Genomic DNA, 11472 nt, shown 5'->3' on the forward strand with positions numbered 1-11472 from the left:
GGCGTCCGGGGGCCGCCGGGAGCGCGGAGGTGGTCCACACCCGGCCGCGGTCCGAGGCCCGGACACAGCCCCGGCGCACCGGGCATGGTCCGGCGGCCGGGACAGGCCCGCGCCCCGGCGCACCCCGGCCCGAGGCGTCCCGGCCGCTGGACACCGCCCCGGCCCCGGAGCACGGCGGCAAGAGGCTCAGGCCAACACCGGTTCGCCCTCCGTGCGGCGGGCGCTCCGTGCCTCCGCCGCCGCGAGGCCGCCGACCGAGCCCAGCATCAGGAGGGTGCCCGCCACCGTAGCCGCCGACAGGTGCTCGCCGAGCAGCGTGACCGCGAGGACCGCCGCGCTCACCGGCTCCAGCAGCATGATCACGGAAACGGTGGCCGACCGCACCACGGCGGCGCCCGCGAAGTAGAAGGCGTACGCGAGCGCCGTGGGGATCGCCGCGATGTAGACCAGCAGCCACAGGACCCGCGCGGGATGCGCGGTGTGCGGGACCAGGCCGTCCGCCAGCGCGAACGGCAGCAGGCACAGACTGGTGACCGCGAACGCCCACACGGTCGTACCGGAGGTGTCCGCGCCGCCGTGGCGGCCCCACCAGCGGGTGAGCAGGGTCATGGCGGAGTAGCCCGCCGCCGAGGCCAGCGCGAACAGCACCCCCGAGGGGCGTACGGTCGCGCCCGTGCTGCCGAGCGTGAGCACGGTCAGCCCGGCGAGCGCCCCGACGACGGCGGCGGCCCCGGCGCGGCCCAGCCGCTCCCCCAGCGCGAACCGGGCGCCGAGTGCGATGAGGACGGGCCCGGCGCCCAGCGTCACGACGGTCGCCACGGCGAGCCCGGTGGCGGCCACGGCCGCGAAGTACGCGGTCTGGAAGACGGCCAGGCCGAGACCGGTCGCGACCGCTTTCACGGCCTTGCGGCCGAGCGGTTCGGCGGCGGCCGGACGGCGGGCGCCGCGGCGCAGCAGCCGCCCGGCGAGCAGCAGCACGAGCCCGACCGCGCAGCGCCAGAAGGACAGGGTGACGGCGCCCATGTCACTGGTCCGGTAGACCAGGGAGGCGGCGGCGCCCGCGGTGCCCCAGGCGGCACCGGCGACGGTCAGATAGAGCAGGCCACGCCCGACGGGCAGGCCGAAGGAAGGGTTCGACACGAATCTTCTCCGCAGAGGTGCAGAAGTACGGGAGGCGACCCGCTCAGGCGGGGCGCGCGGACTTCATCTGCGGGCAGCACCGTCCGGCCCGGCGTGGTGCCGGGCCTGGTCCCGGAGGCCCGCCTCAGGCGGCCGGAGGCGGAAGGACGAGTGCGTTCGTCTGCATGTGCGGCACCCTACGCGGCCGTTCGCCGGACGGACAACTCGTGTTCCGCGCCCCCGCCCGCCACGGGCTCGGCGGCGCCCCTGGCGGGCGTCGACGACTGCGCGATGAACGCGCCGACCAGCACGACCGCGCCACCGGCCAACTGCGGCAGCGACAGGTGCTCACCGAGCAGCACCCAGGCGAGCACGGTCGCGACGACCGCTTCCAGACAGGCCACGACCCCGGCGACCGGCGGGGAGAGCCGGCGCACGGACAGCACGCCGGTGATGTACGCGACGACCGTGGCGACCAGGACGATCCAGGCGAGCAGCGCGATCGCCGGCACCGTGCCGCCGTTCATCCGCGCGCTGCCGGTGAGCACCGACCAGTCCATGGTCCAGGGGCGGGCGACCGCGGTGAGGACGACGGCGCCGATGAGGAGGCCGTACGCGATGACGCCGAGCGGATCGGGCGCCTCGGCGCCCGCGTCGCTGCCCTGGTCGGACAGGACGAAGTAGCCGACCTGGCAGCAGGCGGCGCCCAGGGCCAGCAGCAGCCCGAGGGCGTCGAAGCTCAGGCCCGACCACACCTCGACCACGCAGGCGAGGCCGACCGCCGCGAGGACCACGCCGAGCGCGGCGGCCCGGGTCACCGGCCGCCGCTGCACGAACCGCACCCAGCCGAGCACCAGGGCGGGGGCGAGGTACTCGATGAGCAGCGCAACACCGACCGGGATACGGGAGAGCGCGGCGAAGTAGCAAGCCTGGACACCGGCCACGGCGAGCAGCCCGAATCCCGCGAGCAGTCCCGGGCGGCGGCGCAGCAGCGCGCGATGGCGCACGGCGAGCGGCAGCATCACTGCGGCGGCACCGGCCACCCGCAGCCACACCACGTGCAGTGGATCGAGTCCCGCCTCGATCAGCGGCTTCGCCGCGACACCCGACCCGCCGAAGGCGAGCGCCGAACCGAGCGCGAGGCCGAGGCCGACGCCCTTCCCATGACCGCCGGGACCGCTCTCAGAGGTACGCACCGGGCCATGATGACAGGCGGCGACATGACCGTCACCCCCGTTGACACCTGTCTCACCGAGTGGACGGAGGCAGTCGCGCCGCACATGTCGCCACCGCCCGTTCCGCGCGCGGCGCGCGTCCCCGACCTCCGTGGTTCGACAGTCCCGCACGCCCAGGCCGTCCGCCCGGCGTGCACCGTCCGCCCCGTACGCCCGGCGGGTCGCCCAGGCTCAGCAGGGCGCCCCGCCGCCGGCCGCGTACTTCCCCGAGCGGCCGTCGATCCGCGCGAACAGGCCGGGCACGTCGACCCCGGCGCGGCCGAGCACCTCGACGGCCCGGGACTGCGGGTCCGCGACGATGGCCGCGAGCAGGTCGGTGCAGTCGGCCCGGCCGGTGCCTCGAAGGACTGCGCGGGCGACGGCGGACCGCATGGCGGCCGCGGCCAGCGGCGACCAGCCGGCCGCCTCCTTCGCGTCGACACCTCTCAGCTCCGGGCCGCGCAGGTCCGGGCCCTTGAGGTCCTTTCCGTTCAGCTCCGGACCCGTCAGCTCCGGACCCGTCAGTTCCGGACCCGTCAGTTCCGCGGCGCGCACCACGGCGATCGGGCCCGAGTCCTCCACGGAGTTCTGCCAGCGCAGGCCGTAGCCGATGCTGCGCTGCACGAGGTAGCCGAACAGGCGGGCGTTCTGCGGGACGTCGCCGATGACGGCGCGCACGTCCGGGTCGGACTCCAGCAGCGAGTGCAGCAGATGGGCGGTGTCGACCTGCCGGTCCCCGTCCCGGACGGCTCTCCGGCGGGCACCGGCGACCACCGCCGCCAGTTCGGCACTGAGTCCGGCATCGCCGCCCGCGCGGTCTGCGCCCTGGTCATGGGCGGGCTGGCGGGGAACACGGGGTTGCACATCCCCTACCCCATCAGTCCCGTGGGCCCGGGTCATCCCCGGTGGGGAGCATTTCGGCGTCCCACACAAAGTGGACGCCGCCGGCCGGAATCTCCTCCTTACGGAGGAGATCAGGCCGATATACCCGCGGGGGCGCGCGTCGCCTTGCCCCGCGCCCGGAAGGAAACCGCCGACGCGCCGCGGCACGTCCACAGGAACGTGGAGAGCGGGTGCTGGCTGGTCGCCCTGCCGGCGATCGACGGCAGGCAGTACGTCTACCGGGTGTACGCCCCGGCGGACGCACTCCCCGCCGACCTGTTCTGGGACGCGTGGCACTGCCACGACGAGAGCAGGTTTCCGCGCGCGTGGGACCTGTTCGACTCGGCGGTGATATGGCGGGTGGGCTGATCCGGGGGTCCGGCGCCGACCCGGGCCGGCCCGGCCCCCTGGTCTCCACAGGTCCCTTGGTCTCCGCAGGCCCCTTGGTCTCCGCAGGCCCCTTGGTCGCCGCAGGCCCCTTGGTCTCCGTGGGCGGTGGCACGGCCTCCGCGTTTCCTGACGGTTCATCAGTATTGAATGTTTGCGGGCCTGCGGCTACGTTCCGCGACACCGTAGCCCGACACGAAGAGGTGGTCCCATGGCCGAAGTCAGCGCGGAGGCACGCATCCAGGCACCGGCCGAAAAGGTGTGGGCCCGGCTCACGGACTGGCCGGCGTACGGAGAGTGGAACGCCACCCACACCAACTTCCCCAAGGGCGGCCCCGCGACCCTGACGGTGGGCGGGACCTTCCAGGAGAACATGAAGCTGATGGGCTTCCCCGCGGAGGTCGAGTGGACCATCGAGGAACTGGAACCGGCCCGGGTGTTCGCCATCCGCGGCAAGGGCCCGATGGCGGTGACCGTCGCGACCCGCTACACGCTCACCCCCGAGGGCGAGGCCACGACGGTCCGCATCGACGGCGAGTTCACCGGCGCCGCCGTCTCGCTGATGGCCGGCAAGCTGAAGGATTCGGCGACCGCCGCCCTGAACGAGTCGCTGCGCAAGCTGGAGGGACTGCTGAACTGAGCGACCGCGCGGTCGCGCGGAAGGCGCCCCGCGGAGTGTTCCGCGAGGCGCCTTCCCGGCTGTCCGGGGCGCACGCCCGAGCCTTCCGGCCGCGAGCGCCGCACGCCCGCGGCGGCTCGCCGCCCCGGACCTCGGACCGCCCCGGCACTCAGTTGCCCGGCACTCAGTTGCCCGGCACTCAGCGCTCGTCCTCGTCGGCGAGGATCAGGTACAGCCGCTTGCGGGTCTCGTTGATGAGGGCCAGTGCCTTCTCGCGCTGCTCCTTGCTGCCCGACCTCCACACCTGGCCGAATGCCTCCATCAGCCCGAAGCCGGCCTGCCGGATCTCACCGAGCGCCTCCCAGTCGACCCCGCGCGACGCCTCCTCCCAGGGGGCGTCGGGCCCCTCGTCGGCCGCGGCGCGACCGGTCCCGGTGAGCGAGAACAGCTTCTTGCCGCCCTCGCTCTCGCTGGTGATCAGCCCCTCGTCCTCCAGCAACTGAAGGGTCGGGTAGACCGAACCCGGGCTGGGCTTCCACGCCCCGCCGCTGCGCTCGGCGATCTCCTGGATCATCTCGTATCCATGCATCGGCCGGTCCTTGAGCAGGGCCAGGATCGAGGCCCGCACGTCGCCGCGCCGGGCCCTGCCGCGCGGTCCGCCACGCCCTCGTGGATCCCAGGGCCCAGGTCCGAAACCGGGTCCGCCGGGCCCGAAACCGCGCCCTCCGGGACCAAAGGGGCCGAAGGCCGCCCGCCGCCCGTCAAAGCCGCCCCAGCGGCGGGAAGGACCGTCCTGCCGATGTCCACGCTCGAATCCGTGGGTACGCATCGCCCACACTCCATTCCCTCGTTGATCTGTCGCGATAACTCAACGATATATCGCTAGAGTCGCTACGGCAACCCTCCTTCGACCTCGTCGGCATCCACCGGGCCGGGATCAGATCGGGATCGGGATCGGGGCCAGGAATCGCGGATTGGCCTTGGCCCGCCGGGCGCCCGGGCCTCTAGCGTCGGCGCATGCGCATCCGAATCGTCGACGCCTTCACCGACCGCCCCTTCGCGGGCAACCCGGCCGGAGTCATGCTCCTCGACGCCTTCCCCGGGGACGACCGGCTCCAGGACATCGCCAGGGAGGTCAATCACGCCGAGACGGCGTTCGCCCACCGGCTGCCCGAGGGCGGCCCGGCCGACTGGGCCCTGCGCTGGTTCACCCCGGTCACCGAGGTCGCGCTGTGCGGCCACGCCACGCTCGCCACTGCCCACATCCTGCACACCACCGGCGCCCATGACGGACCGGTGCGCTTCGAGACCCGCAGCGGCGTGCTCGTCGCGACGCCCGGCGCCGGCGGTTCGATCACCCTGGACTTCCCGACCGCCCCGCTGACGCCCGTCGCGGTACCGGCCGGGGTGGCCGCGGCACTGGGTGCCGAGCCGCTCGCGGCGTTCGACACCGGTCCGCAGGTCGGCGACCTGCTGCTGGAGCTGGCCGACGAGCAGACCGTCCGGGGCCTCTCCCCCGACCACAAGGCGCTGGCCGCCCATGCGGCGCGGGGCATCATCGCCACGGCCCGCGCCGCGGATCCGGCCCGCGGCTACGACTTCGTCTCCCGCGGCTTCTTCCCGAACGTGGGCATCGACGAGGACCCGGTCACCGGCAGCGCGCACACCGCCCTCGCCCCCCACTGGTCGGCACGCCTGGGCCGCCCCGACCTCACCGGCCTCCAGGCATCCCGGCGCTCCGGGACGGTCCGTACCGGGCTGCGCGGCGAACGCACGCTGCTCACCGGTCGCGCGGTCACCGTCATCGACGGCGAGCTGCTGGTCTGAGGTCCGCGCAGGGGGGCGTACGAGGCCGGGTACGCCCCCACCCGGGCCGGTTCACGCCGTGGGCAGCCACCCCACCTTGCCCGCGAGCAGCGCGTATCCCACGAACGCTCCGATGTCGAGCAGGGAGTGCGCCACCACCAGGGGCCCGACCCGGCCCCAGCGCCGGTACAGCCAGACGAAGACCACGCCCATCACCATGTTCCCGATGAAGCCGCCGACGCCCTGGTAGAGGTGGTAGGACCCGCGCAGTACGGAGCTGGCCAGCAGCGCGGCGCCCGGGGTCCAGCCCAACTGGCCGAGCCTGCGCAGCAGATAGCCGACGACGATCGCTTCTTCGAGGATCGCGTTCTGCATCGCGGAGAGGATCAGGACGGGGTACTTCCACCACACGTCGGGCAGCGCCTCGGGCACCACCGTGAGGTTGAATCCGAGGCCGCGGGCAGCCAGGTAGAAGGCGATCCCGGTGCTGCCGATCACGGCCGCGACCCCGGCGCCGCGGGCCAGGTCGGGCAGCCGGCGGGTGCGGTCGAAGCCGAGGGTGCGCAGGCTCTCGCCCTCGCGCAGGAGGAGGTGCGCGACGAGCGCGACGGGGATGAGCGCCGTCGCGATGCCGAACAGCTGCCAGGCGAGGTCCAGCCAGGGACGGCCCGGCGCGGCCGAGGCGTTCAGGGTCGCGGCCTGGTCCTTGAGGCCACCCGGTTTCGTGACCGATCCGATGAAGCTGATCAGCGCGGACACTCCGCTCGCACCGAGCGAAAGCCCCAGTACGAGCAGCGTCTCGTCCCGGAGAATCCGCCGCGGGGACCGCTTCCGCGGCACAGAACCGGCCTCCGGGTCCGCCTCCACCTGCACACCTGCCTCCAGCTGAGTAGTCCCGCTCCACGCACATCTTCGCCCAGCCAGGGTCCCGGCAGAAGTCACGAAGATCGTGCGCGACAGGCCGCCCCGGGTGGCGGACGCCGTACGGGTCGTGTCCGCCCCGGGCACGCCCCGCGGCCGGATCCCGGGCCGAGGTCCGCCGAGGCGGGCGCCACCGGGCCTGGGACGTCACAGCTTGCCCGATGTACATCGGGCGGACGCGGGCGGCCCCCTCCCCGTTCCGACGGTCACGGCGCGCGTGCCCGGCGCAGGTCACCCAGAGGCACCGGCAGAGGTCACCGGCCGGACACTGGGCGGGCCCGCCGGTGCGGGACGGCTGCCTGCGGTTCCGGCCGGGGTGCCGTCCTTGGCCCCTTCCTTCCCTTCCTGCTTTCCTCCCTTCCGCGCCCCGGCGCGTCTCTACCTCTCGTGCCTGCTCGGGCGAGGCTCCCGCGCCCCCGCTCCGGCACCCGATGGCCTCGCCGACGGGCCCGGCGCGGCACCCTCCTCAAGCCCTGCCGACCGGTGCCCGCCCACGGCCCCGCTCAGCCGAGCGGGGCCGGCTGCGGCAGTCCCACCGGCCAGCTGTGGACCGGCTCGCCGACGTGCATCAACTGGGCGTAGCGGCGGGTCGTGGCCGCCAGGGCCGCGTCGCGGGACATGCCCTGGGCCAGTGCCTGGTGGAACGTCGCCGCCTGCCAGGAGGCGCCGTTGACCCGGCGCCGGCAGCGCTCCTCGATGACACCCAGATAGAGGTCCCGGTCGGCGGCCTCGACGCCCCATGCGTCCAGGCCGGCCGCGGCCAGCGGCAGCAGTTCGTCGCGGACGAGGGTGACCGCGTCGACCTCTCCGGGACCGCCGTAGCGGCCCCGTCGCGGCCAGACGAAGCGGGCGTCGATGCCGTACCGGCAGGCGGCATCGAAGTTGGCCTCGGCCGTCTCGAAGGACATCCGGGTCCACACCGGCCGCTGCTCCTCGGCGAGGGCGCGCACCAGACCGTAGTAGAAGGCCGCGTTGGCGATGACGTCGGTGATCGTCGGGCCCGCGGGCAGGACGCGGTTCTCCACCCGCAGGTGGGGTACGCCGTCCGCGATGCCGTAGACCGGGCGGTTCCAGCGGTACACCGTGCCGTTGTGCAGGACGAGTTCGGCGAGCCGGGGCACGCCTCCGGCGTCGAGCACCGCCAGTGGGTCCTCGTCGTCGCACATCGGCAGCAGCGCGGGGAAGAAGCGCAGGTTCTCCTCGAACAGGTCGTACGCCGAGGAGATCCACCGCTCGCCGAACCAGGTGCGCGGCCGTACCCCCTGGGCCTGGAGTTCGGGCGGGCGGGTGTCGGTGGACTGCTGGAACAGCGGCGGCCGGGACTCGCGCCACAGTTCGTGGCCGAACAGGAAGGGCGAGTTGGCGCCGACGGCGATCTGGGCGGCGCAGGCCGCCTGCGCGGCGTTCCACACGTCGGCGAACCGCGCCGGGGTGACCTGGAGGTGCAGTTGTACGGAGGTGCAGGCCGCCTCGGGCACGATCGACTTCGAGGTGCAGACGAGGTGCTCCACCCCCGCGATGTCGAGGAGGAAGTCCTCGCCGCGCGCGGCCACGATCTGATCGTTGAGCAACGCGTAGCGATCGGCCTCGGAGAGGTTGGAGGAGACGAGGTCGTCACGGCCGAGGGTGGGCAGAATACCGATCATCACGATGCCGGCATCCACCTCTCCCGCCTTCCGGTCGGCGTATGCGAGCGAGGTACGGAGTTCTTCGGCGAGCCGGTCGAATACCCGGCCGCCCAATCGGTGTGGAGCTATGTTGACTTCCAGATTGAACATGGCGAGTTCTGTTTGGAAATCGCGGCTCGCGATACGTTCAAGCACTTGTCCATTCAGCATTTTGGGCATGCCGTCCGGCCCGGCGAGATTCAGCTCGATCTCTACGCCCATGAGGTTCTTCGGGCGGTCGAACCGCTTCTCGACCAGCAGTCGCTCCAGTCCCGTCAGGCACCTGGCGAGCTTTTCTCGGTGGCGCCGGCGCTCGGACAGGTCGAACTGCCCCGCCACGACCTTCTCCCCCATCGAAGCGTCCCTCCTCGGATGGGCGGGCCGAGCATACGGCCGCCGGTGGTACCGGGTCAGGTTGGATGATGCCCAGCCGAAGCGATCGATAACGCCCCGCGCGGCCCCGGAGCCCGCTAGTCTGTCGTTTGTGGCCTGCGGCACATTCACGGGGCATGAAGGAGCCCGCCGCTCCGAGTGCCCCGTGGACCTCGTGAAAAATGCCGACGACATTCGGCCGACCGCAGGGGGAGCGTATTCCGAGGTCAGCGGGGGCGGACCGGGCAAGAAATCGGCATGAATACCGCGAATCGGCGACCGATTAACGCCTTGCTCTATTCACAGGCAACGGTTAGCTGAAACATCGGCTGAACATTTGTCGTATAAACTCCACCGACAGGCAGAAGGCTGGCGCCCACGGTCCCGATTCCTGCCGTCAGGTGACGTGCGGCAGGTCCTCGCCCGCGCCGCGCTCACCGACCCGGGCCCCCGCCTCTCTGACCTCCATCGAGCTGACAGCGTCGTCCGCCCCCGCCCTCGCGCCCTCGCGCCTGTCGAACGAGAGAGGCGACCCACCATGCCGCTGCAAGTACCCCCTGCCCCCGCGCCCGCACTGCGCTCCGTCCTCACGGCCCTCGGTTCCCCCACCGCCGTCCGCGAGGCCCCGACGCCCTCCCTGCGCAACGCGGAGCAACCCACCACCGCGGAACTCCCGCTGCCCGTGCACGTGTTGGACCGGATCACCGCGGAGGGCGCGTCGGCCACCCGGCTGACCGGCTGGCGATTCCTCATTCGCTCCGGCGGCCGTTCGGTGGCCGCGGCGGAGACCATGCTGACCGCGGACGGCTGGGCGTTCTCGCGCTTCTTCGAGGGTCCCTACATCGCGTCCACCGAGCGCGCACTGCGTCAGGCCGAGGCGCTGCCCGAGACGTACCAGCCGCGTCTGCTGTCCGTACCGGGCCTGTACATGCTCACACTGTGGCTGCACGGGGACTGCGCGGCGGACGGCGCCGAGGGCCATCCGGTCGCAACGGACCTGCTGGTGCCGCTGGCACCGGCACCGCCCGGGATCGCGGCCCACCGCCCGCACCAGGTGGCCGAGTTGCTGCCGGTCCTCACCCTCCGGGTGACCCCCGCGCCCCTGCTCGGCTCACCCGCCTGACCCGCCCCGTCCCCACCCGCGCCCCGCCTCCGCCGCCCGGAGGCGGGGCGCGCCTCTCCCTTCCGGTGTCCCGGTCGGGCCGCTGAGCAGGCCGGACGACGTTCGCCACGGCAGCGGCGACACCCGAGGAGGAGAACCGCGTGCCGGTGCCGCGGCGGCGCGGACGACGGGCGGCGCGGGACGGACCTTCCGGCATCGCGCTCGGCTCCGCCGGCCAGGACGAACCAACCGCGGGAGCCACCCGGTTGCCGCCCGCCCGCGTTGAACCATACGAGTGCGCGATGCGTCATCACCCTGTGAAGAAGCGGTGCGGTGAAATCCCTGCGGATCGACGCCCAGACGGGAAAACTGGATTCCGACCGACTCATCATCACGGGGGACAGCCATGACCACGACGCAGCGAAAGATCCCACTCATGTGCCAGCACCAGCCACCGTGTCCGACCGCCGAGTCCGCCGACCGGGAGTCCGCCCGTCTCGTGGCGCACCACCCGGAGCAGGGCTGGAGCCTGCTGTGCAACGGCGTTCTCCTCTTCGAGGACACCGGTGAACTCCTGCCCGACGGCCAGGTCATCGCACCGCACCGCCAGGTGATGACGGCCGCCTGACAGGTCGGATCCTCAGCTCTTCCCGGCCAGTTCCCTGACCGCGATGTTGAGCCGGAGCACGTTCACCCTGGGCTCGCCGATGAACCCGAGGGTGCGACCGGACGTGTGCTCCTCGACGAGCTTCTCCACCTGGGCGGGAGACAGGTGGTTGCGGTCCGCGACCCGGTGCACCTGGAGTCGCGCGTAGGCCGGGGAGATGTCCGGGTCCAGGCCGGAACCGGACGAGGTCACCGCGTCCGCGGGCACCTGGGAGGGCCGCACCTTGTAGCCCGGCGTGGAATTGTCCCTGACGACCTTGGCCTTGGCCTGCTCGACCGAGGCGACGAGCTTGGGGTTGTCGGCCGCGAGATTCGTCGCGCCGGACACCAACAGTTTGTACTGCTTGTTGACCGTATTTGTGCTCAGCCCGTTCGCCGGGCGCGACTGGAAATAGTCGAGGGCGTAGTCCTGCTGCCCGATCAGGGCGGAACCGACGACCCTGCCGTCCGCTGTGATCTTCGAGCCGTTCGCCTTGTCGGCGAACAGCCCCTGGGCGATGCCGGTGATCACCAGCGGGTAGACGACGCCCGTCACCACGGTCAGCACGATCAAGGCCCGCAGACCCGCACCCAGCAGACGTGCGGTCTTGCCCATGGACAAGTTCATGATGCGTCACCCGACTCCGGGGATGAGGGAGATGAGCAGGTCGATGATCTTGATGCCGATGAAGGGCGCGATCAGGCCGCCGATGCCGTAGATCCCGAGGTTGCGGCGGA

Annotated in this window: 12 protein-coding genes; 5 read left to right on the top strand and 7 right to left on the bottom strand. The window is 72.5% G+C overall.

All coding sequences use genetic code 11. The features are described 5' to 3' along the window. Positions 1-186: 186 nt before the first annotated feature. The 3 genes from ACFY2B_RS08255 to ACFY2B_RS08265 all read right to left on the bottom strand — a co-directional run bounded on the left by ACFY2B_RS08255 (position 187) and on the right by ACFY2B_RS08265 (position 3197). Positions 187-1140 carry a DMT family transporter gene (locus ACFY2B_RS08255; protein WP_390762331.1) on the bottom strand — a complete coding sequence of 318 codons (954 nt, stop codon included), beginning with the start codon at positions 1138-1140 and terminating at the stop codon, positions 187-189. Between the two features lie 176 nt (positions 1141-1316). Continuing rightward, positions 1317-2315, bottom strand: a complete 999-nt coding sequence (locus ACFY2B_RS08260) for a DMT family transporter (protein ID WP_390762332.1) — start codon at positions 2313-2315, stop codon at positions 1317-1319. 210 nt (positions 2316-2525) lie between these two features. Further along, a complete protein-coding gene (locus ACFY2B_RS08265; protein WP_390762333.1) occupies positions 2526-3197 on the bottom strand; it encodes a Clp protease N-terminal domain-containing protein in 672 nt (223 codons plus the stop codon). Between the two features lie 198 nt (positions 3198-3395). Between ACFY2B_RS08265 and ACFY2B_RS08270 the strand changes: the two genes are divergently transcribed. Then, the gene (locus tag ACFY2B_RS08270) at positions 3396-3584 is read left to right on the top strand and encodes a hypothetical protein (RefSeq protein ID WP_390762334.1); all 189 of its coding nucleotides are present in this window, start codon (positions 3396-3398) and stop codon (positions 3582-3584) included. A 229-nt stretch (positions 3585-3813) separates the two neighbouring features. Next, positions 3814-4242 carry an SRPBCC family protein gene (locus tag ACFY2B_RS08275; RefSeq protein ID WP_390762335.1) on the top strand — a complete coding sequence of 143 codons (429 nt, stop codon included), beginning with the start codon at positions 3814-3816 and terminating at the stop codon, positions 4240-4242. 178 nt (positions 4243-4420) lie between these two features. On the opposite strand, the gene ACFY2B_RS08280 is transcribed toward ACFY2B_RS08275, so the two are convergent. After that, on the bottom strand, positions 4421-5050 hold the full coding sequence (locus ACFY2B_RS08280; RefSeq protein ID WP_390762336.1) for a PadR family transcriptional regulator: 630 nt from the start codon (positions 5048-5050) through the stop codon (positions 4421-4423). Between the two features lie 188 nt (positions 5051-5238). On the opposite strand from ACFY2B_RS08280, the gene ACFY2B_RS08285 reads away from it, so the two are divergent. Continuing rightward, on the top strand, positions 5239-6048 hold the full coding sequence (locus ACFY2B_RS08285; RefSeq protein WP_390762337.1) for a PhzF family phenazine biosynthesis protein: 810 nt from the start codon (positions 5239-5241) through the stop codon (positions 6046-6048). Between the two features lie 51 nt (positions 6049-6099). Here the strand turns inward: ACFY2B_RS08285 and ACFY2B_RS08290 are convergent, their stop codons facing one another. After that, positions 6100-6900 (bottom strand): CPBP family intramembrane glutamic endopeptidase, encoded by an 801-nt coding sequence (locus ACFY2B_RS08290; RefSeq protein ID WP_390762338.1) that lies wholly within the window; start codon positions 6898-6900, stop codon positions 6100-6102. Between the two features lie 551 nt (positions 6901-7451). Next, positions 7452-8969: a glutamate--cysteine ligase gene (locus ACFY2B_RS08295; protein WP_376536786.1), complete on the bottom strand. Its 1518-nt coding sequence runs from the start codon at positions 8967-8969 to the stop codon at positions 7452-7454. A gap of 556 nt (positions 8970-9525) precedes the next feature. Between ACFY2B_RS08295 and ACFY2B_RS08300 the strand changes: the two genes are divergently transcribed. After that, positions 9526-10110, top strand: coding sequence for a hypothetical protein (locus ACFY2B_RS08300; protein ID WP_390762339.1), 585 nt, complete (start codon positions 9526-9528; stop codon positions 10108-10110). A 415-nt stretch (positions 10111-10525) separates the two neighbouring features. After that, entirely contained in the window at positions 10526-10717 is a 192-nt protein-coding gene (locus tag ACFY2B_RS08305; RefSeq protein ID WP_390762351.1) for a DUF5999 family protein, read from the top strand. Positions 10718-10729: 12 nt separating this feature from the next. Here ACFY2B_RS08305 and ACFY2B_RS08310 read toward each other — a convergent pair whose 3' ends face one another. Then, entirely contained in the window at positions 10730-11362 is a 633-nt protein-coding gene (locus tag ACFY2B_RS08310) for a potassium-transporting ATPase subunit C (protein ID WP_390762340.1), read from the bottom strand. Between the last annotated feature and the right edge of the window lie 110 nt (positions 11363-11472).

This window comes from Streptomyces sp. NPDC001270 (assembly GCF_042896695.1).
Classification (GTDB): domain Bacteria; phylum Actinomycetota; class Actinomycetes; order Streptomycetales; family Streptomycetaceae; genus Streptomyces.

Coding starts and splice junctions, on each gene's coding strand:
- ACFY2B_RS08275 (WP_390762335.1), top strand. CDS start 3,814: ATGGCCGAAGTCAGCGCGGAGGCACGCATCCAGGCACCGGCCGAAAAG.
- ACFY2B_RS08280 (WP_390762336.1), bottom strand. CDS start 5,050: ATGCGTACCCACGGATTCGAGCGTGGACATCGGCAGGACGGTCCTTCC.
- ACFY2B_RS08310 (WP_390762340.1), bottom strand. CDS start 11,362: ATGAACTTGTCCATGGGCAAGACCGCACGTCTGCTGGGTGCGGGTCTG.
- ACFY2B_RS08300 (WP_390762339.1), top strand. CDS start 9,526: ATGCCGCTGCAAGTACCCCCTGCCCCCGCGCCCGCACTGCGCTCCGTC.
- ACFY2B_RS08285 (WP_390762337.1), top strand. CDS start 5,239: ATGCGCATCCGAATCGTCGACGCCTTCACCGACCGCCCCTTCGCGGGC.
- ACFY2B_RS08295 (WP_376536786.1), bottom strand. CDS start 8,969: ATGGGGGAGAAGGTCGTGGCGGGGCAGTTCGACCTGTCCGAGCGCCGG.
- ACFY2B_RS08305 (WP_390762351.1), top strand. CDS start 10,526: ATGTGCCAGCACCAGCCACCGTGTCCGACCGCCGAGTCCGCCGACCGG.